Annotated in this window: 22 protein-coding genes and 1 pseudogene; all 23 read left to right on the forward strand. The window is 69.6% G+C overall.

Annotation, left to right across the window (positions count from 1 at the left end; all coding sequences use genetic code 11):
• Positions 1-98 precede the first annotated feature (98 nt).
• A complete protein-coding gene (locus tag HEP74_RS11020; RefSeq protein WP_185812923.1) occupies positions 99-626 on the forward strand; it encodes a flagellar basal body-associated FliL family protein in 528 nt (175 codons plus the stop codon).
• A gap of 12 nt (positions 627-638) precedes the next feature.
• Positions 639-1,646, forward strand: coding sequence for a flagellar motor switch protein FliM (fliM, locus tag HEP74_RS11025; RefSeq protein ID WP_185812924.1), 1,008 nt, complete (start codon positions 639-641; stop codon positions 1,644-1,646).
• Entirely contained in the window at positions 1,643-1,981 is a 339-nt protein-coding gene (gene fliN, locus HEP74_RS11030; protein ID WP_185812925.1) for a flagellar motor switch protein FliN, read from the forward strand. The genes fliM and fliN overlap by 4 nt, the downstream gene beginning before the upstream one ends.
• Positions 1,978-2,397, forward strand: coding sequence for a flagellar biosynthetic protein FliO (gene fliO, locus HEP74_RS11035; RefSeq protein ID WP_185812926.1), 420 nt, complete (start codon positions 1,978-1,980; stop codon positions 2,395-2,397). Before fliN ends, fliO begins: the two co-directional genes overlap by 4 nt.
• A 2-nt stretch (positions 2,398-2,399) precedes the next feature.
• On the forward strand, positions 2,400-3,221 hold the full coding sequence (fliP, locus tag HEP74_RS11040) for a flagellar type III secretion system pore protein FliP (protein WP_185812927.1): 822 nt from the start codon (positions 2,400-2,402) through the stop codon (positions 3,219-3,221).
• Between the two features lie 4 nt (positions 3,222-3,225).
• A complete protein-coding gene (locus HEP74_RS11045) occupies positions 3,226-3,495 on the forward strand; it encodes a flagellar biosynthetic protein FliQ (RefSeq protein ID WP_185812928.1) in 270 nt (89 codons plus the stop codon).
• A gap of 21 nt (positions 3,496-3,516) precedes the next feature.
• Positions 3,517-4,308 (forward strand): flagellar biosynthetic protein FliR, encoded by a 792-nt coding sequence (gene fliR, locus HEP74_RS11050; protein ID WP_185812929.1) that lies wholly within the window; start codon positions 3,517-3,519, stop codon positions 4,306-4,308.
• Positions 4,309-4,438: 130 nt separating this feature from the next.
• Complete coding sequence (locus HEP74_RS11055) at positions 4,439-7,390, forward strand: ligand-binding sensor domain-containing diguanylate cyclase (protein WP_255427718.1); 2,952 nt, start codon at positions 4,439-4,441, stop codon at positions 7,388-7,390.
• Between the two features lie 215 nt (positions 7,391-7,605).
• Entirely contained in the window at positions 7,606-10,503 is a 2,898-nt protein-coding gene (locus HEP74_RS11060) for a ligand-binding sensor domain-containing diguanylate cyclase (protein WP_255427719.1), read from the forward strand.
• 103 nt (positions 10,504-10,606) lie between these two features.
• Positions 10,607-11,737, forward strand: coding sequence for a flagellar biosynthesis protein FlhB (gene flhB, locus HEP74_RS11065; RefSeq protein ID WP_185812931.1), 1,131 nt, complete (start codon positions 10,607-10,609; stop codon positions 11,735-11,737).
• Between the two features lie 17 nt (positions 11,738-11,754).
• Complete coding sequence (gene flhA, locus HEP74_RS11070) at positions 11,755-13,818, forward strand: flagellar biosynthesis protein FlhA (RefSeq protein ID WP_185816590.1); 2,064 nt, start codon at positions 11,755-11,757, stop codon at positions 13,816-13,818.
• Between the two features lie 176 nt (positions 13,819-13,994).
• Positions 13,995-15,663: pseudogene (gene flhF, locus HEP74_RS11075) on the forward strand (flagellar biosynthesis GTPase FlhF).
• The gene (locus tag HEP74_RS11080; RefSeq protein ID WP_179564490.1) at positions 15,650-16,534 is read left to right on the forward strand and encodes a MinD/ParA family ATP-binding protein; all 885 of its coding nucleotides are present in this window, start codon (positions 15,650-15,652) and stop codon (positions 16,532-16,534) included. The pseudogene flhF and the gene HEP74_RS11080 overlap by 14 nt, the downstream one beginning before the upstream one ends.
• Entirely contained in the window at positions 16,531-17,280 is a 750-nt protein-coding gene (locus tag HEP74_RS11085; protein WP_185812932.1) for an RNA polymerase sigma factor FliA, read from the forward strand. The genes HEP74_RS11080 and HEP74_RS11085 overlap by 4 nt, the downstream gene beginning before the upstream one ends.
• 18 nt (positions 17,281-17,298) lie before the next feature.
• On the forward strand, positions 17,299-17,691 hold the full coding sequence (gene cheY, locus HEP74_RS11090) for a chemotaxis response regulator CheY (protein WP_010341542.1): 393 nt from the start codon (positions 17,299-17,301) through the stop codon (positions 17,689-17,691).
• On the forward strand, positions 17,691-18,299 hold the full coding sequence (locus tag HEP74_RS11095; RefSeq protein ID WP_185812933.1) for a protein phosphatase CheZ: 609 nt from the start codon (positions 17,691-17,693) through the stop codon (positions 18,297-18,299). Before cheY ends, HEP74_RS11095 begins: the two co-directional genes overlap by 1 nt.
• A 4-nt stretch (positions 18,300-18,303) precedes the next feature.
• Positions 18,304-20,037: a chemotaxis protein CheA gene (locus HEP74_RS11100; protein WP_185812934.1), complete on the forward strand. Its 1,734-nt coding sequence runs from the start codon at positions 18,304-18,306 to the stop codon at positions 20,035-20,037.
• Positions 20,038-20,346: 309 nt separating this feature from the next.
• Positions 20,347-21,087: a flagellar motor protein gene (locus HEP74_RS11105; protein WP_185812935.1), complete on the forward strand. Its 741-nt coding sequence runs from the start codon at positions 20,347-20,349 to the stop codon at positions 21,085-21,087.
• 9 nt (positions 21,088-21,096) lie between these two features.
• Positions 21,097-22,086: a flagellar motor protein MotD gene (gene motD, locus HEP74_RS11110; protein ID WP_185812936.1), complete on the forward strand. Its 990-nt coding sequence runs from the start codon at positions 21,097-21,099 to the stop codon at positions 22,084-22,086.
• Positions 22,086-22,868, forward strand: coding sequence for a ParA family protein (locus HEP74_RS11115; protein WP_185812937.1), 783 nt, complete (start codon positions 22,086-22,088; stop codon positions 22,866-22,868). Before motD ends, HEP74_RS11115 begins: the two co-directional genes overlap by 1 nt.
• Positions 22,865-24,217 (forward strand): chemotaxis protein CheW, encoded by a 1,353-nt coding sequence (locus HEP74_RS11120; protein ID WP_185812938.1) that lies wholly within the window; start codon positions 22,865-22,867, stop codon positions 24,215-24,217. Before HEP74_RS11115 ends, HEP74_RS11120 begins: the two co-directional genes overlap by 4 nt.
• A gap of 293 nt (positions 24,218-24,510) precedes the next feature.
• A complete protein-coding gene (locus HEP74_RS11125) occupies positions 24,511-24,819 on the forward strand; it encodes an STAS domain-containing protein (protein ID WP_074375519.1) in 309 nt (102 codons plus the stop codon).
• Entirely contained in the window at positions 24,816-25,181 is a 366-nt protein-coding gene (locus HEP74_RS11130) for a response regulator (RefSeq protein WP_003470902.1), read from the forward strand. Before HEP74_RS11125 ends, HEP74_RS11130 begins: the two co-directional genes overlap by 4 nt.
• Positions 25,182-25,209 lie beyond the last annotated feature (28 nt).

Here is a 25,209-nt window from a genome sequence, read left to right on the forward strand (position 1 = left end):
CGCCGCGGTCACCGTCAAATATCCGGCGAGCGCCAACCGCCGTTTCGGCACACCGATTGCATCCTTAGGGGCAGAGACCCCCTTCAAGGAGCCAATCCGTGGCAGCAGCAGCCGACAAATCGAAGAAATCCGCCGACGCCAAAGAGGCCCCCGAGGGCGGCAAGTCGAAGAAGAAGCTGCTGATCATCGTCATCGCCGCGGTGCTGGTGCTGGGCGGCGGCGGCGCCGGCGCCTGGTTCTTCCTGAAGAAGCCCGATGCCGCGCACGGCAAGGCCGCGGCCAAGACCGCCGAGCTGCCCAAGCCGGCCCAGTATTTCGCGATGGACCCGGCGTTCGTGGTCAATCTCAACGGCAGCCCCGACGAGGGCCCGCACTACCTGCAGATGGAAGTGCAGCTGATGACCCGCGACCCGGAAGAGCTGAAGCTGATCACCGAGAACGCGCCGGCGATCCGCGCGCACCTGCTGATGCTGTTCTCGCAGGTGCAGGCGCAGGACATCGCCGACATCGCCGGGCGCAAGAAGCTGCAGGCCGCGGCACTGGCCGACGCGCAGAAGCTGATGACCGCCGAGACCGGCAAGAAGTGCGTGGAAGACCTGCTGTTCACCAGTTTCGTGACCCAGTAAGGCGCCGCCGCGATGACCGACCTGCTTTCCCAAGACGAGATCGATGCGCTATTGCATGGCGTCGATGCCGGTGCGGTGGACACCGGCCCGGCGCCGCCGGCCCCCGGCGAAGCGCGCCAGTACGATTTCTCCAGCCAGGACCGGATCATCCGCGGGCGCATGCCGACCCTGGAGATGGTCAACGAGCGCTTCGCGCGGCTGTGGCGGATCGGCCTGTTCAACCTGATCCGGCGCTCGGCCGACCTGTCGGTGCGCGGCATCGACCTGATCAAGTTCAACGACTACATGCACTCGCTGTACGTGCCGAGCAACCTGAACCTGATCAAGTTCAAGCCGCTGCGCGGCACCGGACTGATCGTGTTCGAACCGACCCTGGTGTTCACCGTGGTCGACAATTTCTTCGGCGGCGACGGCCGCTACCCGACCCGCATCGAAGGCCGCGAATTCACCCCGACCGAGATGCGGGTGATCCAGCTGATGCTCAAGCAGACCTTCGCCGACCTGCATGAGGCCTGGGCGCCGGTGATGGAAGTGGACTTCGAGTACATCAATTCCGAGGTCAACCCGCACTTCGCCAACATCGTCACCCCGCGCGAGTACGTGGTGGTCAGCCGCTTCCACGTGGAGCTGGAAGGCGGCGGCGGCGAGATCCACATCACCCTGCCGTACTCGATGCTGGAGCCGATCCGCGAGCTGCTCGACGCCGGCATCCAGAGCGACCGCGTGGACCGCGACGAGAGCTGGAACATCATGCTGCGCGAGCAGCTCAACACCGCCGAGGTCACCATCTCCAGCGTGCTGGCGCAGAAGCAGATGACCCTGCGCGAGCTGACCCGGCTGAAGATCGGCGACGTGCTGCCGATCGAACTGCCCAAGCAAGTGCCGCTGTGCGTGGAGAACATCCCGGTGTTCACCGGCGAGTTCGGCATTTCCCGCGGCCAAAACGCCGTGAAGATCACTTCGACCCAACCCCCGGGCGCGCTGCGCCGCCGCCCCGCCCTTCAGGAAGACGCGTCATGAGCCAGAACGAAATCCCCGAGGCCGTCCCGGCCCAGTTCGACAGCCTGCAGCCGGAATCGGGCAGCGACAGCAACGAGCTGAATCTGGACATGATCCTGGACGTGCCGGTGACGCTGTCGCTGGAAGTCGGACGCAACCGCATTCCGATCCGCAACCTGCTGCAGCTCAACCAGGGCTCGGTGGTGGAACTGGAGCGCGGCGCCGGCGAACCGCTGGACGTCTACGTCAACGGCACCCTGATCGCGCATGGCGAAGTGGTGACGATCAACGACCGCTTCGGCGTGCGCCTGACCGACGTGGTCAGCCCCAGCGAACGCATCCGGAGACTGCGGTGAGTCTATTGCTCGCGGCCGCGACCCAGGCGGCCAAGTCCGCCTCGGGCGTCGGCAGCGCCGCGCCCTCGCCGCCCAGCCTGATCGGCGCGGTGTTCGCGCTGCTGCTGGTGCTGGGACTGATCCTGGGCATGGCCTGGGTGCTCAAGCGCCTGCCCGGCAGCGGCTTCCGCCCGGCCGAAGGCCTGCGCGTGGTGGCCAGCCTGGCGGTCGGCGCCAAGGAGCGCGTGGTGGTGCTCGAGGTCAACGGCGAGCAGTTGCTGCTCGGAGTGTCGCCGGGCGGTGGGGTACGCACCTTGCATCGCCTGCCCGAGCCGCTGCCGCAAGCGCCGGCGCCGTCGCTGCCGAACCTCAAGCAGCTGAAGAACCTCCCCGATTTCGCCCAGTTGCTGGCGCAGAAGCTGCGCAAGGACAAATGATCATGCTGCCTCGTTGGAACCGTTATGCGCGCGGCCTGCGCCTGCTGCTGATCCTGCTGACGCTGAGCCTGCTGCCGGCGCTGGGCTGGGCCCAGGCCGCACCGAGCGCGCCCGCCGCGCCGGCCGCGCAGAACGCCGCCCCGACCCTGCCCTCGCTGCCGGAAGTGAACGTCGGCAAGGTCGGCGCGCAGCCGGTGAGCCTGCCGCTGCAGACCCTGCTGCTGATGACCGCGATCACCCTGCTGCCGTCGATGCTGCTGGTGCTGACCGCGTTCACCCGCATCACCATCGTGCTCGGCCTGCTGCGCCAGGCGATGGGCACCGGGCAGACCCCGTCCAACCAGGTACTGATGGGCCTGGCGCTGTTCCTGACCGCGCTGGTGATGATGCCGGTGTGGGAAAAGGCCTGGGGCCAGGGCATGAGTCCCTATCTCAACGGCCAGATCGACTTCCAGACCGCCTGGACCCTGACCACCCAGCCGCTGCGCGCGTTCATGCTGGCGCAGGTGCGCGAGGCCGATCTGATGACCTTCGCCGGCATGGCCGGCAACGGCACCTACAGCGGCCCCGACGCGATCCCGTTCCCCGTGCTGGTGGCCTCGTTCGTGACCTCGGAGCTGAAGACCGCGTTCGAAATCGGCTTCCTGATCTTCATCCCGTTCGTGATCATCGACCTGGTGGTGGCCAGCGTGCTGATGTCGATGGGCATGATGATGATGTCGCCGATGCTGATCTCGGCGCCGTTCAAGATCCTGCTGTTCGTGCTGGTCGACGGCTGGGTGCTGACGGTCGGCACCCTCGCCGCCAGCTTCAACGGAGTCTGAGCCGATGAGTCCCGAACTGGCCCTGACCGAACTGCGCGGCGGCCTGATCACCGTGCTGTGGGTGGCCGGCCCGTTGCTGCTGTCGATGCTGGTGGTGGGCGTGGTGATCGGCGTGTTCCAGGCCGCCACCCAGCTCAACGAACCGACCATCGGCTTCATCGCCAAGGTCATCACCCTGACCGCGATGCTGTTCGCCACCGGCAGCATGCTGCTGGCGCACCTGGTCGAGTACACCACCATGCTGTTCCAGCGCATTCCGCATCTGATCGGCTAGCGGGACAGGAGCCCGACGGCAATGGATTCGGCAACGCAAATGGTCATCGATGGCCAGCAGGCCTTCGCGATGGTCGGGGCGATCCTGTGGACCATGCTGCGCATCGGCGCGATGCTGATGGCGATGCCGCTGGTCGGCACCCGCGCGGTGCCGGCGCGGGTGCGGGTGATGCTGGCGGCGACGCTGGCGATGGCGCTGGCGCCGCTGCTGCCGCCGGTGCCGGACTGGAACGGCTTCGATGCCGCGGTGGTGCTGAGCGTGGCGCGCGAACTGGCGGTCGGCGCGAGCATGGGCTTCATGCTGCGGCTGATCTTCGAAGCCGGCGCGCTGGCCGGCGAACTGGTCTCGCAGAGCACCGGCCTGGGTTTCGCGCAGATGGCCGATCCGCTGCGCGGGGTCACCTCCGGGGTGATCGGGCAATGGTTCTACCTGGCCTTCGGCCTGCTGTTCTTCACCGCCAACGGCCACCTGGCCGTGGTGCAGCTGCTGGTGGACAGCTACAAGGCGCTGCCGATCGGCAACGCGCTGCCGGACGCGCAGGCGATGGCCTCGGTGGCGCCGAACTTCTTCATGAGCATGATGCGCGGCGCGGTGACCCTGGCGCTGCCGGTGATGGTGGCGATGCTGGCGGTGAACCTGGCGTTCGGCGCGTTGGCCAAGGCCGCGCCGGCGCTGAATCCGATCCAGCTCGGCCTGCCGGTGGCGGTGGTGATAGGCCTGGCGCTGCTGGCGGTGCTGGTCGGCGAGATGGGGCCGCCGGTACAGCGCCTGTTCGATGCCGCCTTCGACGCCGCGCGCCAGGTCACCGCCTAGAATTTGCTGGCGCAAGCCCCGGCCTTGAACCATTCAAGCCTCGGGCGACGGCGCCGATAGTCTCTTCAATGGTGTTGCACGTGCAGCACCCACCATCGCGCAGCGCCTTCCGGGGACGCCAGTCATCGCCGTGCCGAACAGCCACCTGCCGCTGTCGCCCTCCCCGTCGCGCGGCTTCGCATGGCGGCTCGCCGCGCTGTTCGCGTTGTGCGCCTGGGTCGGCGCCGCCGTGGCGCAGGAATACAGTTTCCGCGACTACGCGCAGGCCGACGGCCTGCAGGGCCTGAGCATCAATTGCCTGTACGCCGATAGGCACGGCGTGATCTGGGCCTGCACCGAGCTGGGCCTTCACCGCTACGAGCGCGAACGCTTCGAACAGGTCGGCAGCGATGCCGGCGTCGGCAGTCCGCTGGTCTATGCGATCGCCGAGGATCGCCGGCAGCGCATGTGGGTCGGCGCGTCCAATGCGCTGTACGTCGGCGACGGACGCCGCTTCGCCGCCGTGCCCGGCGCCGACGGGCGACGCCTGCGGATCGACCAGGGGCAATCGCTGGCGGCGTTCGGCGACGCCATCGTCGCGCTCAACGACAAGCAGCCGCTGCGGATCTCCGCAGGCGCCGCTGGCGGCTGGCAGGTCGCACCGCTGCGCGCGGCCGACGGCGCGCCGCTGGCCGATGTCTCCAGCGTCACCGCGATCGGCGAGGCACTGTGGCTGGGCTGCGGCCACCAGCTGTGCCGGCTGGACGCGCAAGGCGGCCTGCAGCGGCTCGGCCGTGCCGACGGCGTTCCCGACGACAACTGGCTGGCGCTGCTGCGCGACCGCGACGGCACGCTGTGGGCGCGCGGCATCCATCACGTGCTGGCCTGGCCGGCCGGCGCGGCGGGTTTCGCCGAACGCCCGCCGCCGCCGGGCAGCAGCCTGTCGACCATGGCGGTGGGCATCAACCTGGTCGAGGACGCCGCCGGCCGGGTACTGACCCGCAGCGATACCGGCGTGCTGCGCTGGGAAGCCGGGCACTGGCGCGCGTTCGAGCGCGCGCAGGGGCTGGGCGCGCTGGCGGCCAACATTTCCCCGATGCTCAGCGATCGCCAAGGCCGCCTGTGGATGGGCACCCGCGGCCGCGGCGTGCAGCGCTGGCTGGGCTATGGGCTGATCCAGCATTGGGAAGAACCGCAGGGACTGGCGACCGGGCCGACCTGGTCGATCCTGCGCAGCCGCGGCGACGGCCGCCTGTACGTCGGCAGCGAAATGGGCGCCAATGTGCTCGACCCCGACAGCGGCCGCATGCTGCCGCTGACCGACGGCGACGGGCAGGCGCTGCGGCAGACGGTGCAACTGGTCGATGCCGCCGACGGCACGCTGTGGCTGGGCCAGTCGTCCGGGCGGGTGTTGCGGCTGGACCGCGGCAGCGGCCGCATGCTCGAGCAGACCAAGGTGCTGTCGGCGATGAAATGCATGTTCTTCGACGATACCGGCACCCTGTGGATCCTGACCACCCGCGGCCTGTTCCTGCTGCCGGCGGGCGAACGCAGCGCGCAGCCGGCGCGCGACCTGCCGCGCGACCAGTTCGTCGGCGGCGGCTACGATGCGCGCGGCCGCTTGTGGCTGGTCGGCAAGAACGGCCTGTACCTGCGCCAGGCGCAGGGCTGGCAGTCGATCCGCCTGCGCGGCCCCGCCCTGCCGGATGCGGAGCTGGACAAGTTCAGCATCGGCGCCAGCGACGACCTGTGGCTGTCGTTCGGCGATGTCGGGGTCTGGCGCGGGCGTTTCGAGCCGCGCAGCGCCAGCGTGTCGCTGCGCAAGGTCGACGACCCGCTGCTGGCGCGGATCGTGCCCTACGTGCTGCGCCAGGACCGGCAGCAACGGCTGTGGGTCGGCAGCAGCCAGGGCCTGGACCTGTGGTCGGGCGGGCGCTGGATCCGGGTCACCCAGGCCGATGGCCTGCTGTGGGACGACACCTCCGAATCGGCGTTCTTCGAGGACAGCGACGGCTCGGTGTGGATCGGCAACAGCAAGGGCGTCAGCCAGATCCTGGAACCGGCGCGGCTGTTCGCCGCGCGGCCGCTGCGCCTGCAGTTGCTGCGCGCCACCCGCGCCGGCAAAACGGTCGTCGCCGGCGCGCAGCTGCCTTGGTCGCAGCAACCCATCGAATTCGCCTTCTCCGCCCCCGGCGCGGTCGGCGGCAGCGACACCATCGGCTTCCGCTACCGCCTCGAGGGCCTGCAGGAGCAATGGGCCAGCACCCAGCAGGCGCATCTGACCTACACCCTGCTCTCGCCCGGCCGCTACGCGCTGGAGGTACAGGCGCTGGACGAACGCCAGCGCGCGCGCAGCAATGTGGTGCGCCTGGAGTTCACCATCCTGCCGCCGTGGTGGCGCAGCCCGCTGGCGTGGATGGTGTACCTGCTGGCGGCGGCATTGCTGCTGACCGTGGTCTGGCGCTGGCGGGTGAAACAGTTACTGGTGCGCGAGCGCACCCTGGCGCGGCTGGTCGCCGAGCGGACCCAGGAACTGGAGCACGACAAGCGCGAACTGGAGCAGGCGCGCGCCGCGCTGGCGCTGAAGTCGGTGCGCGACGACCTCACCGGCCTGCTCAACCGGGTCGGCATCCTCGACGCGCTGGCGGTGCAGATCCAGCGTTGCCGCAACGACGGCAGCCCGTTGGCGGTGGCGATGATCGACCTGGACCACTTCAAGCAGATCAACGACCAGCACGGCCATCTGATCGGCGATGCGGTGCTGGCACGGGTCGGGCGACGCATGAACGCGAACCTGCGCGGTGCCGACCTGATCGGCCGCTACGGCGGCGAGGAACTGCTGGCGGTGCTGCCGGGCCTGCTGCCGCCGGCGCAGAACCGGCTGCGCGCCCTGCACCAGGTGATCGGTGCCACCCCGTTCCTCACCGACGCCGGCCTGCTCGAGGTCACCGCCTCGATCGGCGTGGCCTGGTACCGCGAGGACGAGTCGGTGCAACAGTTGCTCAGCCGCGCCGACGACGCCCTGTACCGGGCCAAGCATGGCGGCCGCAACCGGATCGAACTGCACCTGGACCCGGCCCTGGGCGCCAGCGTGCCGCGCTGAGCGGCGCCGGCTCAAGCCCGGCAGCGGCGCGGCCGATAACAGACAACGCGCTACGCGCCGCGCGCGCGGCGTCATGGCCATCGGCCGCTGCGAACACCGCATGCAACCGTCGCTCTCCTTCTCCACTTCTTGCCCGGTGCCGCACGCGATGTCGGATTTCCTGCCAGTCCCCGCCGATGACTGCCGCGGCGCACGCGGCGGCTGAGGAGCCGGGCATGCGCGCGCGCCGGCGCGGCCTGCGGTCGCTGCAGGCCCTGCTGCTGTGGCTGGCCGTGGAGCTGCTGGCGGCCGGGGTCGCCCGCGCGCAGTCGATTCCCTTGCGCCGTTACGCCCACGACCAGGGCCTGCTCGGCCTGGCCGACACCTGCCTGCTGCAGAGCGGCGACGGCAGCCTGTGGGTGTGTACCGAGAGCGGGCTGTACCGCTTCAATGGCCATCGCTTCGAACAGGTGCCGCTGCAGGGCCAGCGCGGCCATTCCATCAGCGCCGCGAGCGAGGACGCCGAGCACCGGTTGTGGGTGGCCACCTTCGACGCGCTCTACGTCGACGACGGCACCCAGCTGCGCCGGCTGAGCGCGCAGGAGACCGGGCCGCTGCACAAGAACAAGCTGCGCCTGGCCAGCACGCCCTGGGGCATGGTGCTGCTCAGCGGCCAGCAGGCGCTGCGCGCGGTGGCTGGCCACGACGGACGCTGGCAGCTGCGACCGCTGTTCGACGCAGCGACCCTGGCGCGGCTGCCGCAGCTCGGCAAGCTCGCCGCGGCGCAGAGCGAAGGCGACGATCTTTGGCTGGGCTGCGACCAAGCGCTGTGCCGGGTCGCCGCCGATGGCTCGGTGACGGTCTACGGCCAGGCGCAGGGCCTGCCGCCCGATCGCTGGCGGCATGTCGTGCGCGACCGCGACGGCGCGCTGTGGCTGCGCGGCGACCAGCACGTGATGCAGTTGCCGGCCGCGGCCGAGCGTTTCGTCGCGCGGCCCCCGCCCGGGGTCGGCCTGCGCCAGGTGGGCGGCCAGACCCAGATCCTGCTCGATCCGCAGGGGCGCGTGCTGATCCGCACCGGCCAGGGCCTGGCGCGCTGGGAATACGACCGCTGGCGCCAGTTCGACCGCGGCAACGGCCTGCCCGACGCCGGCATCCTGGTGCTGCTGTTCGACCGCGCCGGCGACCTGTGGATGACGGTGGACGGCGAAGGCGTAGTGCGTTGGAACGGCTACGGCTGGATCGAGAACTGGGATGTCTCGCAAGGCATGAGCACCGCGCCGACCTGGAGCATCCTGCGCAACGGCGACGGCGCGCTGCTGCTCGGCAACGAAGCCGGCATCAACCGCCAACGCCATCCCGACCAGCGCTTCCAGCCCTGGCTGGCGGACGCCGGGCTGCAGGTCATCAGCCTGCAGAGCGCGGCGGACGGATCGCTGTGGAGCCTGGGCTCGCTGGGCGAGCTGCGCCACCACGACAGCCAAGGCCGCCTGCTGCGCAGCTATCCGCGCCTGGGCGCCACGATCAGACGGCTGTTTCTGGACGCCGGCGGCCGGATCTGGATCCTCTCCGCGGATGGCCTGTACCTGCTGCAGCGGCCGCAGTCGCACGACCTGCCGCAGCGGGTGCAGGCGCTGCCTGGCGGCGAGTACTCGGACATCCAGCAGCGCCGCGACGGCAGCCTGTGGCTGAGCGGCGCGGCCGGCGTGTTCCGGCTGCGCGGCAACACCTGGACCCCGATCCGGCTGCAGCTGGATGGCAAGCCGGCGCAGCCATGGGTCAGCAAGCTGCTGATCCAGGAAGACGGCCAGGTCTGGGCCGCGCTGTACAACCCGGGCGTGTGGCAGGGCCGGCTCGACGGCGACACCCTGCAGTTGCGGCCGAGCGCGCAGTCCGAACAGCGCGAGCTGCAGATCTACCTGATCCGGCGCACCCGCAACGGCTGGATCTGGATCGGCCACAACCAGGGCGTGGACGTCTACGACGGCCGCCGCTGGTCGCGCCTGACCCAGTCGCAGGGACTGCTGTGGGACGACATCTCCGAATCGGCGTTCTTCGAGGACCACGACGGCTCGGTGTGGATCGGCACCAGCAAGGGCGTCAGCCACATCCTGGCCCCGCAACGCCTGTTCCAGGCCAACGCGCCAGGGGTGACGCTGAGCGAATTCAGCCGCGGCGGCCATCCGATCGCGGCCGGCGCGCGCCTGCCCTGGAACCAGGAGCCGCTGCACATCGAGGCCGGATCGCCAGACCTGTACGACGACCGCAACCGGGTCTCGCTGCGCTACCGCTTCGAAGGCGCGCATACGCAGTGGATCTACACGCCCAACTTCGAGATCGAACATCCGCCGCTGGCGCCGGGCGACTACACGTTCGAACTGCAGCTGCTCGACGCCTACCGGCACAGCGCCTCGGCGCCGGTGCGGGTGGCGTTCTCGGTGGCGCCGGTGTGGTGGCGCAGCCAGACCATGCTGGCGCTGTACGCGCTGCTCGGCGGCGGGCTGGCGATCGCCGCGCTGCACTGGCGCGAGCGCCGCCTGCGCCAGCGCGAGCGCCACCTGGCCGAGCTGGTCGCGCTGCGCACCCAGGAACTGGAGCACGACAAGCGCGAACTGGAGATCGCCCGCGCCGCGCTGGCGGTGAAGGCCTCGCACGACTCCCTGACCGGCTTGCTCAACCGCGCCGGCATCCTCGATGCGCTGGCCGCGCAGATGCGCCACAGCCTGGCCGAGCAGCAGCCGCTGGCGGTGGCGATGATCGACCTGGACCACTTCAAGCGCATCAACGACACGCACGGCCACCTGATCGGCGACGCGGTCCTGACCAAGGTCGCGCAGCGCCTGAACGCCAATCTGCGCGAATCGGACCAGATCGGCCGCTACGGCGGCGAGGAACTGCTGGGCGTACTGCCCGGACTGCCGCCCCCGTCCCACGAGCGCTTGCAGAACCTGCGCGTGGCGGTCTCCGGGCATCCGCTGCAAGTCGGCACGCAGCACCTGGCGGTCACCGCCTCGATCGGCGTGGCCTGGTACCGGCAAGGCGAGAGCCTGCAGCAATTGCTGGCCCGCGCCGACGATGCCCTGTACCGGGCCAAGCACCTGGGCCGCAACCGCGTGGAACTGCAGCAGGACTAGGCTGCGTCGGCGCGGCGGAGCGCGCCGCGGGCCGCCGTCCGGCGAACGGTACGGTCCTTGCAGGAGGCTGGGTTGAATCCCCTGCCCGGCGCGCCTCACCGTCATGTCCGAAAACGAAGAAGGCACCGAAAAAACCGAACAACCGACCGAAAAACGCCTGCGCGAGGCACGCGAGCAGGGCAACATCCCGCAGTCGCGCGAACTGGCGACGGCGGCGGTGTTCAGCGCCGGCATCTTCGCCCTGATGGGCATGTCCGGCTCGCTGGCGGCCGGCGCGGCGAACTGGATGAAGGCCGCGCTGCGCCCGGATCCGCGCCTGCACGACAACCCGGACGCGCTGTTCGGCCACTTCGGCGAATTGCTGCTGGGGCTGCTTTGGGTGACCCTGCCGCTGGTCGGCATCTGCGTGGCGGCCGGCTTCGTGGCGCCGATCCTGATGGGCAGCCTGCGCTTCTCCGGCGCGGCGCTGATCCCCAAGTTCGAACGGCTCAACCCGATGGCCGGGCTGTCCCGGCTGTACGGCCCGGAAAGCCTGGCCGAACTGTTCAAGTCGATGCTGCGCATGGGCTTCGTCGGCGGCGCCGCCGCCCTGTGCATCTCCAACAACGTGGACGGCCTGCGCAGCCTGATGCGGCAACCCCTGGAGACCGCCATCGGCGACGGCCTGGGCTTCACCCTGCACCTGCTGCTGTACACCGCCGGCGCGCTGGCGCTGCTGGCCGCGATCGACGCGCCGTACCAGAAGTGGAACTACACCCGCAAACTGATGATGACCCGCGACGAAGTGCGCCGGGAAATGAAGGAAAGCGAGGGCAGCCCGGAGGTCAAGGGCCGCATCCGGCAGATGCAGATGCAGCTGTCGCAGCGGCGGATGATGGAGGCGGTGCCCAGCGCCGACGTGGTGGTGGTCAACCCCACCCACTACGCGGTGGCGCTGAAATACGAAAGCGGCCGCATGCGCGCGCCGACCGTGGTCGCCAAGGGCGTGGACGAGCTGGCCTTCCGCATCCGCGAAATCGGCGAGCAGCACCGCGTCGCAGTGGTGTCTGCGCCACCTTTGGCACGCGCCTTGTATCGGGAAGGGCAACTCGGCAAGGAAATTCCCGTGAGACTGTATTCGGCGGTGGCGCAGATCCTCTCCTACGTGTACCAGCTGCGCGCCTGGCGCAGCGGGCCGATGCCGCCGTTGCCGCCGCTGGAGGTCGATGAATTCGCCCCGGGGAGCAAGCCGTGAGCCAGCCCGCCGCGCAAATGAACACGCGCAAGATGATGGACATGATCAAGCACGGCCTCGGCGCGCCGGTGATCGTGATGGCGATGCTGGCGATGGTGGTGGTGCCGCTGGCCGCGCCGGTGCTGGACGCCCTGTTCACCTTCAACATCGCGATCTCGCTGATGGTGCTGCTGGCGGTGGTCTATGTGAAGCGGCCGCTGGAGTTCAGCATCTTCCCGATCGTGCTGCTGATGACCACGATGCTGCGCCTGGCGCTGAACGTGGCCTCCACCCGCGTGATCCTGATCAACGGCCAAGACGGCCACGGCGCCGCCGGCAAGGTGATCGAGGCGTTCGGCCAGTTCGTGATCGGCGGCAACTACGCGGTCGGCATCGTGGTGTTCGCGATCCTGACCATCATCAACTTCGTGGTCATCACCAAGGGCGCCGGGCGCGTGTCGGAAGTGACCGCGCGCTTCATCCTAGACGCCATGCCCGGCAAGCAGATGGCGATCGACGCCGACCTCAACGCCGGCCTGCTGACCCGCGAAGAGGCCAAGGCCCGGCGCGAGGAAGTCCGCGAGGAAGCCGACTTCTACGGCTCGATGGACGGCGCCAGCAAGTTCATCCGCGGCGACGCCATCGCCGGCATCCTGATCCTGTTCATCAACCTCATTGGCGGCATGGCGGTCGGCGTCCTGCAGCACGGCATGCCGGTGGGCCAGGCCGCGTCCACCTATACCCTGCTGTCGATCGGCGACGGCCTGGTGGCGCAGTTGCCGGCGCTGCTGGTGTCCTCGGCGGTGGCGATGCTGGTCACCCGCGCCTCGCGCTCGCAGGACATGGGCGCCTCGATGATGGGCCAGGTGTTCGGCCAGCACAAAGCGCTGGCGGTGGCCGCGGCGATCCTGGGCCTGGTCGGCCTGGTCCCGGGCATGCCCAACGTCGCTTTCTTGACGCTGGCGCTGATCCTGGGCCTGCTGGCCTGGAAAATGTGGAAGCGCAGCCTGCTGCCGGAAGAAGCCAAGCCGGATCCGGCGCAGCAGGCGGCCAGCGCCGGCGCCCAGGCCAACGCCGAACTGGGCTGGGACGAACTGCGCCCGATCGATCCGCTGGGCCTGGAGGTCGGCTACCGGCTGATCCCGCTGGTGGACAAGACCCAGGGCGGCGAACTGATGGCGCGGATCAAGGGCGTGCGCCGCAAGCTGACCCAGGACATCGGCTTCCTGATCCCGCCGGTACACATCCGCGACAACCTGGAGTTGCCGGCCAACGCCTACCGCCTGCTGGTGCACGGCGTGCCGGTGGCCACCGCCGACATCCACCCCGATCGCGAACTGGCGCTGGACCCGGGCGGCGCGCTGGGCAAGATCGACGGCATCGCCGGCAAGGACCCCGCGTTCGGCCTGGATGCGATCTGGATCCAGCCGCACCAACGCGCCCAGGCCGAGACCATGGGCTACACCGTGGTCGACCCGGCCACGGTGATCGCCACCCACCTGTCGCACCTGATCCGCGAGCACGCCCCGGAACTGCTCGGCCACGAAGAGGTGCAGCAGCTGCTGGCCACGCTGGCCAAGAGCGCGCCGAAGCTGGTCGAGGACCTCACCCCGAAGGCGCTGCCGCTGTCGGTGGTGGTGCGTGTGCTGCAGAACCTGCTGATCGAGAAGATCCCGGTGCGGCAGCTGCGCAAGATCGTCGAGGCGCTGGTCGAACAGGCCCCGCAGAGTCAAGAACCCGGCGTGCTCACCGCTGCGGTGCGCAACGCCCTGGGCCGGTTCATCGTCCAGGAAATCTCGGGAATGTCCGCCGAACTGCCGGTGTACACCCTGGCCCCGCAATTGGAACGTGTCTTGCAAGACTCTACCCAAGGCAACGGTGCCGCGCTGGAACCCGGCCTGGCCGAGCGGCTGCACCAGAGCCTGGCCGAATGCGTCAGCAAGCAGGAAGCGCGCAACGAACCGGCCGTGGTGCTGGTCCCGGCGCAAGTCCGCGCCGCGCTGGCCAGGCTGGTCCGCCACAGCGTCCCCTCGCTGTCGGTGCTGTCCTACAGCGAGGTACCGGAAGACAAGCGGCTGAAGCTGGTGGGAACGATCAGCTGACAGGCAGGGATTGGTGATTTGGGATACGGGATTCGCAACAGCGGACCCCGCGAGCGGAGAGAGACAGCAGTGAAACGATCGAAGACAACCAGAGCAAGGCGACCGGATACCAGCCACGTAACGGCGGCATCCGCGACCAATCCCCAATCCCCACTCCCGAATCCCGGCGTCCACCCATGAAGATCAAACGCTTCGTAGCCCCCGACATGCGCACCGCGTTCCGCATGGTCCGCGACGAGCACGGTCCGGATGCGGTGATCCTGTCCAACCGGCGCACCGACGAAGGCATCGAGATCGTCGCCGCCAGCAACTACGACGAAGCCCTGGTGCAGCAGGCGCTGGACGCGGCGCGTCCGGAAGAGGCGGCGCCGCGGCTGCAGGTGTCGGCCGCCAATCCGGCGCCGCGTGCGGCCAAGGCCGCCGCCAACCCGGCGATGGCGATGATGGCCGCGATCAGCGAGCGCCGTGCCCCGGCCGCCGCCATGGCCAACGCCGGCAGCACCGCGACAGTGGCGCAGGCCGCACCGGCGCGGCCGCTGACCCAGCCCGCCGCGATCGCCGCCTCGGCGATGCCGGCCGGCACTGCGCCGGCGCCGAGCCGTCCCGCCGCCGCGCCGCGGGCCCCTGCCCGGTCCCCGCCGACGCCCCCTTCGCCGAATTCCGCATTCCGAGGACGTGTTCCGCAACGCACCGATCAGCGTGCCGATGCCCAGCCCGTTCGCCGCCCCGGCCGCCCCGGCCGCCGCCGCCAGCGCCGCCGCGATCGCCGCCGAGGTGCCGGCCTGGCTGGAAGACATCGCCGCCGTGTCGCTGACCCCGGCCGCCGCGACTAGCGCCGCGAACGTCGTGCCGCTGCCGGCCGCCGCGCCTGCGGCCAGCGCCGGGATCCCGGCGCCGCCGACGCTGGCGCCGGTGGCCAGCTTCCCCGTCGCGCAGAACGACGAACAATTGACTCAGCTGCGCGACGAACTGGCGCTGATGCGGCAGATGATCGAGCGCGAGATGAACCGGCTCACCGACGAACGCCTGCGCGGCTCGCCGGTGCGCGCCCAGGCGCTGGAGCTGATGGACGACTACGGCTTCGACAGCGGCCTGACCCGCGACGTGGTGATGCAGATCCCCGCCGACCTGGAACTGCACCGCGGCCGCGGGCTGATGCTGGGGCTGCTGTCCAAGCGCCTGCCGATCGCCCCGCTGGATCCGATCGAGGAAGGCGGCGTGATCGCCCTGATCGGCCCCACCGGCGCCGGCAAGACCACCACCATCGCCAAGCTGGCCTCGCGCTTCCTGGAGCGCCACGCCGCCCGCGACGTGGCCCTGGTCACCACCGACACCATCCGCGTCGGCGGCCGCGAACAGCTGCACAGCTACGGCCGCCAGCTCGGCATCGCCGTGCACGAGGCCGACAGCGACGCCGCCCTGCAGCAGCTGCTGGAGCGCCTGCGCGACTACAAGCTGGTGCTGATCGACACCGCCGGCATGGGCCAGCGCGACCGCGCCCTGGCCGCACAGCTGCACTGGCTGCGCGCCTCGCGAGTGGTCCGGTCCTTGCTAGTACTCCCTGCCAACGCTCATTTCTCCGACCTGGACGAGGTGGTGCGCCGGTTTGCCGGCGCCGATCCGCAGGGGGTGATCTTGACCAAGCTTGACGAAACCGGGCGGTTTGGCAGTGCCCTGTCGGTGGTCGCGGACCACCGGCTTCCCATCACCTGGGTGACCGATGGTCAGCGCGTGCCGGACGACCTGCACCGCGCCAACGCCGCCAGCCTGGTATTGCGCCTTGAAGATTTGCGGCGCGCTGCCGATAAGCCCTGTACTCCGGAGCAGAACCATGCCGTCGCGTGATTACGCCAATCTGACCAATGCCTTCCCCCTGTCGGCAACGCGCAGCGAACCGCTGGGCCCGGTGCGCACGATCGCCGTGACCGGCGGCAAGGGCGGCGTCGGCAAGACCAACATCTCGGTCAACCTGTCGATGGCGCTGGCCGACATGGGCAAGCGCACCCTGCTGCTGGACGCCGACCTTGGCCTGGCCAACGTCGACGTGCTGCTCGGGCTGACCCCCAAATTCACCCTGGCCGACCTGGTCGCCGGGCGCTGCACCCTGGAAGAGGTGCTGATCGACATGCCCAACGGGCTGATGGTGGTGCCCGCCGCCTCCGGTCGCCGGCACATGGCCGAGCTGCCGCCGGCCCAGCACGTCGGCCTGGTCAACGTGTTCTCCGAGCTCAAGCGCGAGCTGGACGTGATGATCATCGACACCGCCGCCGGCATCACCGACAGCGTGCTGACCTTCTGCCAGGCCGCGCAGGACGCGGTGGTGGTGGTCTGCGACGAACCGGCCTCGATCACCGACGCCTACGCGCTGATCAAGGTGCTGTCGCGCGAACGCGGCGTGGACCGGGTGCAGATCGTGGCCAACATGGTCCGCGACCTCAACGAAGGCCGCCTGCTGTACGACAAGCTGAGCCGGGTGTGCGAGAAGTTCCTCGGCGACGTGTCGCTGAATTACCTGGGCTGCGTGCCGCAGGACGACTGGCTGCGCCTGGCGGTGCAGCGCCAGCAGCCGGTGGTCAAGGCCTACCCGTCCAGCCCGTCGGCGCAGGCGATCGCCGAGATCGCCCGCCGCACCTCGCGCTGGCAGGCGCCGACCGTGCCGCGCGGCAACGTCGAGTTCTTCGTCGAACGGATCATCCAGCGGGGGGTCGCCGCATGAACGCCGCCGCCCAATACCGCGCCGTGCAGCGCAACAGCTCCAACGACTACATCGCCCAGCATTCGGACCTGGTGCGGCGCATCGCCCACCACCTGGCGGCGCGACTGCCGGCCAGCGTCGAGATCGACGACCTGATCCAGGCCGGCATGATCGGCCTGATCGAGGCCTCGCGCAGCTACGACGCCGACCAGGGCGCCTCGTTCGAGACCTACGCCTCGATCCGCATCCGCGGCTCGATGATCGATGAGATCCGCCGCGGCGACTGGGTGCCGCGTTCGGTGCACCGCCGCGCCCGCGACGCCGCCTCGGCGATCCGCAAGATCGAGCAGAGCACCGGCCGCGCCGCCGCCGCCAACGAAGTGGCCGCCGCGATGGACATGCCGCTTCCCGAATACCTGCGATTGATGGAAGATGCCGCGCGCGGCCAGGTGCTGAGCCTGGAATCGCGGGTCGAAGACCACGGCGAGCTGGACACCATCGCCAAGGGCGGGCCCAATCCGCAGCAGATGCTCGAGCGCAGCGAGTTCGGGCGCGAACTGGGCAAGGCGATCGCGCTGCTGCCCGAGCGCGAGCAGCTGGTACTGTCTCTGTACTACGAACAAGAATTGAACTTGAAGGAAATCGGCGCGGTGCTCGGTGTCAGCGAGTCGCGCGTCTGCCAGATCCACGGCCAGGCCACGGTACGCTTGCGCGGACGCTTGAAAGCGTTCGAAGCGGCAGACGCCGGCCTGGAAGACGAAGAATAAGACCCAAGGGAGTTAGCGGTGAACAAGAACATGCGGATTTTGATCGTGGACGATTTCTCGACGATGCGGCGCATCGTCAAGAATCTGCTCGGCGATCTGGGCTTCACCAACACTGCAGAGGCCGAAGACGGCAACAGTGCGCTGGCTGCGCTGCGCTCGGCACCGTTCGAGTTCGTGGTCACCGACTGGAACATGCCCGGCATGACCGGCATCGACCTGCTGCGCAACATCCGTGCCGACGACAAGCTCAAGCACCTGCCGGTGCTGATGGTGACCGCCGAGGCCAAGCGCGAGCAGATCATCGAGGCGGCGCAGTGCGGCGTGAACGGCTACATCATCAAGCCGTTCACCGCGCAGACGTTGCAGGAGAAGCTGGGCAAGATCTTCGAACGCCTGGGAGCGACCGCCTGATGCAAGCCACCGCCGAACGCAGCGCCCTGATCGAACGCCTGCAAGGTGCGCTGGACGCACTGGAGCGCGGCGACGAAACCGCCTGGCGCAAGGAAATCGACACGCTCGCCGCCTGGCGCACGCGGCCGATGATGCAGGGCCTGAGCCGGCTGGCGCGCGACCTGGGCCAGGCGCTCGGCGAGCTGCCGGTCATTCCCAGCGAAGCCGGCGAACTGGACGACGCCTGCTCGCGCCTGGACCACGTGGTGGAGATGACCGAGAAGGCCAGCCACCGCACCCTGGACCTGGCCGAGGAATGCCGCGCGCTGGCCGAACAGCTGCGCGCCGGCGGGCTGACCGGCGACCAGGGCGAGATCCTCGACAAGATCCGCCACAACCTCACCGAGATGGCCCTGGCGCAGAGCTTCCAGGACCTGACCGGGCAGATCATCCGCCGCGTGGCGACCATCGTGCGCCGCGTGCACGAGGGCTTCGGCGCGCTCGGCCTGCCGCCGAAGGAAGACAAGAAGCCCGATGGCAGCCTGGCCGGCCCGGCGCTGGCCGGACTGGACCGCCACGGCGTGTCGCAGAACGACGCCGACGACCTGCTGTCCGGACTGGGACTGTAATGCCATGAGCGCCGTCCCCGACGACATCGCTGCCGACTTCATCATCGAGGCCCAGGAAATCCTGGACCGGCTCGGCGAGCAGTTGGTGTCGCTGGAGCAGGCGCCCGAGGACAGCGACCAGCTCAACGCGGTATTCCGCGGTTTCCACACGCTCAAGGGCGGCGCCGGCTTTCTGGCGATCAACGCCATGGTCGAGCTGTGCCACGCCGCCGAGGACACCCTGGGCCAGGCCCGCGCCGGCCAGGCCACCTTGCAGGCGCGGCACTTCGACGCCGCGCAGCAGTCGCTGGACTACCTGCAGTCGATGCTCGACGCATTCGGCAGCGGCAGCGAACCGCCGCGCGCGCCGCAGCAGCTGATCGCGCAGTTCGCCACCAGCGGCGAAGAAACCGCCGCGCCCAGCGCCAAGGCCGCCGTCGCCGCGCCGCTGCCCGCCGCAGGCGGCAACAGCGACATGATCGACGACGACGAATTCGAAGCGTTGCTCGACCAGCTGCACGGCGGCGCCGCGCCAGCCGCGCTGCCAGTACCGGCCGCCGCGCCGCGGCCGGCGCCGAGCGCCAAGCCCGCAGGTGCGCCGGCCAAAGCCGCCGAACCCGAACACACCGTGCGCGTGGACACCAAGCGCCTGGACGCGATCGTCAACCTGATCGGCGAACTGGTGCTGTCGCGCAACCGGCTCAAGACCCTGCGCGTGCGCCTGCGCGACGAAGAACTGGACCGCGCGGTCAGCAGCCTGGACATCGCCACCTCGCGCCTGCAATCGGCGGTGATGCGCACCCGCATGCAGCCGGTCGGCAAGGTGTTCTCGCGCTTCCCCAAGGTCGCGCGCGACGTCGCCCGCTCCCTGAACAAGGAAGTGGACCTGGAACTGATCGGCGCCGACACCGAACTGGACCGCAACCTGGTCGAGGCGCTGGCCGATCCGCTGGTGCACCTGGTGCGCAACGCGATCGACCACGGCATCGAGACGCCGGCGCTGCGCGAAGCCACCGGCAAGCCGCGCGGCGGCCACGTGCGCCTGTCGGCGCAGCAGGAAGGCGACTACGTCAGCATCGAAGTGCAGGACGACGGCGCCGGCATCGACCCCGAACGCCTGCGGCAGAAGGCGCGCGAGAAGGGCCTGATCGATCCGGAAGCCGCCGCGCGCCTGACCACCGAGGAATGCCTGCACCTGGTGTTCCTGCCCGGTTTCTCGACCAAGTCCGAAGTCACCGACATCTCCGGCCGCGGCGTCGGCATGGACGTGGTGCAGTCGCGCATCCGCGAACTCAGCGGGCAGATCCAGATCCAGTCCGAACTGGGCCGCGGCAGCCGCTTCCTGATCCGCGTGCCGCTGACCCTGGCGATCCTGCCGACCCTGCTGGTGCAGGCCGGCGACACCGTCTATGCGCTGCCGCTGGCGCGCGTGGTGGAAGTGCTGCACGCGCCGCGCCGCGCGCTGGGCTGGTTCGACGGCCGCGCCGTACTCGACCGGCAATCGCATACCTTGCCGCTGGTGGACCTGCGCCACTGGTTGAACATCGAAGCGCCGGAACTGCCGCTGCTGACCGTGGTGGTGCTGCAGGCCGGCGAATCGCGCATGGGCCTGGTCGTAGACCAGGTCCGCGGCCGCGAGGAAGTGGTGATCAAGCCGCTGCCGCGCGCACTGCGCGGCCTGCCTGGCTACGCCGGCGCGACCCTGATCGGCGATGGCCGGCTGGCGTTGATCCTAGATGTGGATGGGTTGAAGAGCTGATCGAAGGCCGGGATTGGGGATTCGAAGGCTGTCCCGGTGCGGATCGCTGGCTGGCGATGCGACACCCAAAGTGTCATCGGCCTGCCGGTAAGTTCAACGGCGGTTGCCAGCCGCGCTTTCCTGTAGGAGCGGCTTCAGCCGCGACGCCTTACCTGTAACGCGTCGCGGCTGAAGCCGCTCCTACAGGGTGCCGCGCGCTCGCCGATCCGCGGCTCGACCGCCACCGGCCGGGCGTCTCGAATCCCCAATCCCGACTCCCAATCCCGGCCGCCCCATCAAGTCCCTCCCCTCGCTGCCGATATTTCCTGCATGGACAAACTCAGTCTCATTGGCTTGCTGTTGGCGATCGCCTCGCTGGTCGGCGGCAGCATCCTCAAGGGCGCCGGCGTTTCCGCGCTGTGGTCGCCGGCCGCGTTCGTGATCGTGATCGTCGGCACCGTCGCCGCAATCCTGGTGCATACCCCGCCGGCGGTGTTCAGGCGCGCGTTCCAGATCGCCAAGTGGATCCTGCATCCGCCGGCCAGCGATCGCCAGGCGCTGCTGCAGCAGATCGTGGAGTGGAGCAACATCGCCCGCCGCCAGGGCCTGCTCGGCCTGGAGAACCAGGTGCAGCAGCAGCCCGACCCGTTCGTGCGCAAGGGTTTGCAGATGCTGGTCGACGGGGTGGAGCCGGAATCGATCCGGCACATGCTGGAAATCGACCTGGACGGCCAGGAACACTGCGACCTGGCCGCGGCCAAGGTGTTCGAAGGCATGGGCATCTATGCGCCGACGCTGGGCATCATCGGCGCGGTGCTGGGCCTGATCGCGGTGATGAAGAACCTCGCCGACCCGAGCAAGCTCGGCCACGGCATCGCCGCCGCGTTCACCGCCACCATCTACGGCATCGCCTCGGCCAATTTGCTGTTCCTGCCGATGGCCAGCAAGCTCAAGAGCGTGATCAAGCACAGCAGCGGCGAGCGCGAAATGATCATCGAAGGGCTCATCGCCATCGCCCAGGGCGAGAACCCGCGCAACATCGAATCGAAGCTGGCCGGCTTCTTGCATTGACCCACCACTATGGCCCGCAAGCGTCAGCACGAAGATCACGTCAACCATGAGGCATGGGCCATCCCCTATGCCGATCTGATGACGTTGCTGCTCGCCTTCTTCGTGGTGATGTACGCGCTGTCCACGGTCAACGAGGCCAAGTACCGGGTCATGGCCGACGCGATGAGCACCGCCTTCGGCGGCGCGCCGCGGACGATGAGCCCGGTGCAGGTCGGCGATCACCTGATGCAGGGCCAGGGCGGCGCGCGCCCGACCCCGATCAAGTCCAGCCCGGCGCTGTCCCTGCCCGACCCGAACCGGCTGCCCTCGGCCTCGCCGCTGCGCTCGGCCAGCGCGCTGCGCGACGAGGACCAGCTGCGGCGCGCGCAACGCCAGCTCGACGGCATCGCCGACCGGCTCGGCGCCGCGTTGGCGCCGCTGATCCAGAAGAAGCTGATCACCGTGCGCCACGCCGGGCTGTGGATCGAAGTGGAGATCAACAGCGACATCCTGTTCGGCTCCGGCTCCGCGTCGCTGGACCAGAGCGCCCGCGCCACCCTGGCGCAGCTGGCGCAGGTGCTGGTGCCGGTGCCCAACGGCGTGCGCGTGGAGGGTTATACCGACAACAGCCCGATCGCCACCCTGCAGTTCCCGTCGAACTGGGAATTGTCGGCGGCGCGCGCGGCCAGCGTGGTGCACCTGTTCGCCGACCAGGGCCTGCAACCGTCGCGGCTGTCGATGATCGGCTACGGCGAGTTCCGCCCGCGTGCCGACAACGACAGCCAGGCCGGCCGCAACGCCAACCGCCGCGTGGTGCTGGTGATCCTGGCCGACGCCGGCGGTCCCGACAGCGGCAGCGCCGCGGCACCCATCGCCGCCACCGGCACGCCGTCGCCGCAAGACCGATTGACCAATACCGCCGGCGCCGCGCCGGCGACCCCGCTACATGCCGCCGCGGTGGCTGCCGGCCATGCCGGCCAGCCCCGCGCGGTACCTGCCGCCATTGAAGGAGTGAACTGATGCGCATCTGGGCGATTGCCAACCAGAAGGGTGGCGTGGGCAAGACCACCAGCACGCTGGCGCTGGGCCGTGGCCTGGCCATGCTCGGCCACCGCGTGCTGATGCTGGATCTCGATCCGCACGCCTCGCTGACCCGCGCCTTCGACGTGCCGCAGGATCCGCCGCCGAGCGGCGTGCTGGACCTGTTCGCCACGCCGCCGAGCGACCTGGCCGCACTGGCCCGCGACAGCGCCATCGAGCGCCTGAGCTACGTCTGCGGGCAGACCGCGCTGGCCACGCTGGAGCGGCGCAGCGCCAACCAGCCCGGGCTGGGCCTGGCGCTGCAGCAGGCGATGGCACGGCATGCCGGCCAGCACGACTACATCCTGCTCGATTGCCCGCCGACCCTGGGCCTGCTGATGATCAACGCGCTGGCCGCGGCCGACCGGGTGATCATCCCGACCCAGGCCGAGCCGCTGGCACTGCACGGCCTGGCCAGCATGGTTCGCACCGTGGACATGGTCGAGCGCTCGCGCCGCCGTCCCCTGCCCGCCTCGATCCTGCCGACCCTGTTCGACAAGCGTACCCGCGCCGGCAACGACACCCTCAAGCAGATGCAGGACAGCTACGGCGAGCGGGTCTGGGAAGACGCGATCCCGGTCGACACCAAGATCTGCAACGTCAAGGCGTTGACGGTGGCCGGCGTTCCGGGCGACTACCCCGGCCGCGGCCTGGCCGCCTACCGCCGCGCGCTGGAATGGTTGATCTCCAGCGACGCCGTGCCGATGGAGCAGGCCGCATGAACACGCCCGGGGTCATCGACGACTATCTGGAAGGCCTGCTGCACGACGTGATCGCCGAAGAGCGCGACGCCGAACGCCAGGCCACGCTCGCCGCGGCCAGCGCCGCACCGGCGCCGGAACCGGTGCGCGCCGTCGAAGCGCCCGCGCCGGTGGTCCCCTCCGCGGAGGAAATCGCTATCGCTGTACTGGCCGAAGCCGATTCCGATCCGGCCCTGGCCGGCATCATGTCGCAGCAAGCCCTGGCGCCCAAGCCGGCTGGTCCCACCCCGGAAGAACTCGCCGCCGCGGTCCTGGCCGAAGCCGACGCCGATCCAGCCCTGGCCGGCATCATGTCGCAGCAGGCCCTGGCGCCCAAGCCGGCTGGTCCCACCCCGGAAGAACTTGCCGCCGCAGTCCTGGCCGAAGCCGACGCCGATCCGGCCCTGGCCGGCATCATGTCGCAGCAGGCCCTGGCACCCAAGCCGGCCGGCCCCACCCCGGAAGAACTCGCCGCCGCGGTCCTGGCCGAAGCCGACGCCGATCCGGCCCTGGCCGGCATCATGTCGCAGCAGGCCCTGGCGCCCAGGCCGGCCGGTCCCACCCCGGAAGAACTCGCCGCCGCGGTATTGGCCGAAGCCGACGCCGACCCGGCCCTGGCCGGGATCATGTCGCAGCAGGCGCCGTCCGCCGCCGAGCGCGACGCCGATCTGGAGGTGGTCGCGGCGATGGAGATGCAACGCGCCGCCGCACCGCCGCGCGACCTGGCCGCCGAAGACGATGCCGCCTCCGCGCGCGCGACCAAGCGCCCGCCGATGGCAGTGCCGCCGGAACGCCGCGTCGAGGCCGAGCGCGCGCAGGCCGCGGGCGCGCGGCTGCCGCCCAACCTGCAGGCATTCATGGCCCCGAGCACGCCGCACGAAGCCTCCCCGCACCAGCGCCGCGCGCCGGACCGCAGCACCCGCTGGCTGCGCCTGCGCTGCGGCGAACAGGCCTATGCGCTGGAACTGCTGAAGGTGCAGGAAGTGGTGCTGCCGGTGCCGCTGCTGGCGCTGCGCGGCACCCCGACGGCGATGCTGGGGATCATGAACCTGCGTGGCCAGGTGGTGCCGGTGATCGACCTGGGCATCCACCTGGGCGCCGCGCCGATCGAGATGGACATGCTGACCCGGGTGGTGGTGCTGGAAGAGAACGGCGAGACCCTGGGCCTGCGCGTATCCGCGGTCGAGGACGTGGCCAGCCTCACCGACCAGCAGATCGAGCCGCCGGACAATGCCCGCATCTGCCGCATCTCCAACCACCTGTTCCGCGGCGTGGCGCGGCTGGGGCAGCAGCCGATGATCCTGCTCGACGCCGAGCAACTGCTGCACTGAACGCGTAAGGACAGGCGCGCCGTGCTTGCGCACGTGCGGGTCAAGACAGGCAAGAAAGGGAGCTTGTGTCGACAAGCACCCCGCAACGACGCAGTGCCGTGCGCCGCGCCCAGGCGCCGCGCTGCCCAACGGCCGCATGCGGCACGGCCCAACCTGGGCCCAAGCCGGCGGCAACGCACCACCACGGCGGCGGCCCGGCAACTGCCAACCCTGCCGCACTTTCCCGATGCGCCGCTAAAGCTTCCCGCGCATTGGCCGTTATCTGCCCTAGAACCATTCCGTGCGGAGCAATGATGAGCACAGTGACCCTTGGCGAAGATCTCGGCATCGAGACCAGCGCCGACCTGAAACAACGGCTGACCCCGTTCCTGGCGTCGGACGACGAGCTGCAGCTGGACGCCGGCGAGGTCCGCCGCATCCATACCGCATCCGTGCAGGTGCTGTGCGCATTCGTCGATGCACGTCGCAAGGACGGCAAGAGCACCGTGTTCGCAACCTGCAACGACACGTTCCGCGACGCGGCACGTCTGCTAGGGGTCAGCGCATCGCTGGGCCTTCCTGCAACCCCTGACAACCTGAAATCTGTGGAGAACGCCGCATGAGCGCACGTATCTTGGTGGTGGACGATTCGGCGTCGATGCGCCAGATGGTCTCCTTTGCCCTCACCTCGGCCGGTTTCGCGGTCGAGGAAGCCGAAGACGGCCAGGTCGCGCTCGGCCGCGCCCAGGGCCAGCGCTTCAACGCGGTGGTCACCGACGTCAACATGCCGAACATGGACGGCATCTCGCTGATCCGCGCGCTGCGCCAGCTGCCGGACTACAAGTTCACGCCGATGCTGATGCTGACCACCGAGTCGGCGGCGGACAAGAAGTCCGAAGGCAAGGCCGCCGGCGCCACCGGCTGGCTGGTCAAGCCGTTCAACCCGGAACAGCTGATCGCCACCGTCCAGAAAGTCCTGGGCTGATTTCCTCTCCACCCTTTTTCCGGATTCC

This window comes from Xanthomonas sp. SS (assembly GCF_014236835.1).
GTDB lineage: Bacteria > Pseudomonadota > Gammaproteobacteria > Xanthomonadales > Xanthomonadaceae > Xanthomonas_A.

Coding starts and splice junctions, on each gene's coding strand:
- fliM (WP_185812924.1), top strand. CDS start 639: ATGACCGACCTGCTTTCCCAAGACGAGATCGATGCGCTATTGCATGGC.
- fliN (WP_185812925.1), top strand. CDS start 1,643: ATGAGCCAGAACGAAATCCCCGAGGCCGTCCCGGCCCAGTTCGACAGC.
- fliP (WP_185812927.1), top strand. CDS start 2,400: ATGCTGCCTCGTTGGAACCGTTATGCGCGCGGCCTGCGCCTGCTGCTG.
- HEP74_RS11045 (WP_185812928.1), top strand. CDS start 3,226: ATGAGTCCCGAACTGGCCCTGACCGAACTGCGCGGCGGCCTGATCACC.
- fliR (WP_185812929.1), top strand. CDS start 3,517: ATGGATTCGGCAACGCAAATGGTCATCGATGGCCAGCAGGCCTTCGCG.
- HEP74_RS11060 (WP_255427719.1), top strand. CDS start 7,606: ATGCGCGCGCGCCGGCGCGGCCTGCGGTCGCTGCAGGCCCTGCTGCTG.
- flhB (WP_185812931.1), top strand. CDS start 10,607: ATGTCCGAAAACGAAGAAGGCACCGAAAAAACCGAACAACCGACCGAA.
- flhA (WP_185816590.1), top strand. CDS start 11,755: ATGAACACGCGCAAGATGATGGACATGATCAAGCACGGCCTCGGCGCG.
- HEP74_RS11080 (WP_179564490.1), top strand. CDS start 15,650: ATGCCGTCGCGTGATTACGCCAATCTGACCAATGCCTTCCCCCTGTCG.
- HEP74_RS11085 (WP_185812932.1), top strand. CDS start 16,531: ATGAACGCCGCCGCCCAATACCGCGCCGTGCAGCGCAACAGCTCCAAC.
- HEP74_RS11095 (WP_185812933.1), top strand. CDS start 17,691: ATGCAAGCCACCGCCGAACGCAGCGCCCTGATCGAACGCCTGCAAGGT.
- HEP74_RS11100 (WP_185812934.1), top strand. CDS start 18,304: ATGAGCGCCGTCCCCGACGACATCGCTGCCGACTTCATCATCGAGGCC.
- HEP74_RS11105 (WP_185812935.1), top strand. CDS start 20,347: ATGGACAAACTCAGTCTCATTGGCTTGCTGTTGGCGATCGCCTCGCTG.
- motD (WP_185812936.1), top strand. CDS start 21,097: ATGGCCCGCAAGCGTCAGCACGAAGATCACGTCAACCATGAGGCATGG.
- HEP74_RS11115 (WP_185812937.1), top strand. CDS start 22,086: ATGCGCATCTGGGCGATTGCCAACCAGAAGGGTGGCGTGGGCAAGACC.
- HEP74_RS11120 (WP_185812938.1), top strand. CDS start 22,865: ATGAACACGCCCGGGGTCATCGACGACTATCTGGAAGGCCTGCTGCAC.
- HEP74_RS11125 (WP_074375519.1), top strand. CDS start 24,511: ATGAGCACAGTGACCCTTGGCGAAGATCTCGGCATCGAGACCAGCGCC.
- HEP74_RS11130 (WP_003470902.1), top strand. CDS start 24,816: ATGAGCGCACGTATCTTGGTGGTGGACGATTCGGCGTCGATGCGCCAG.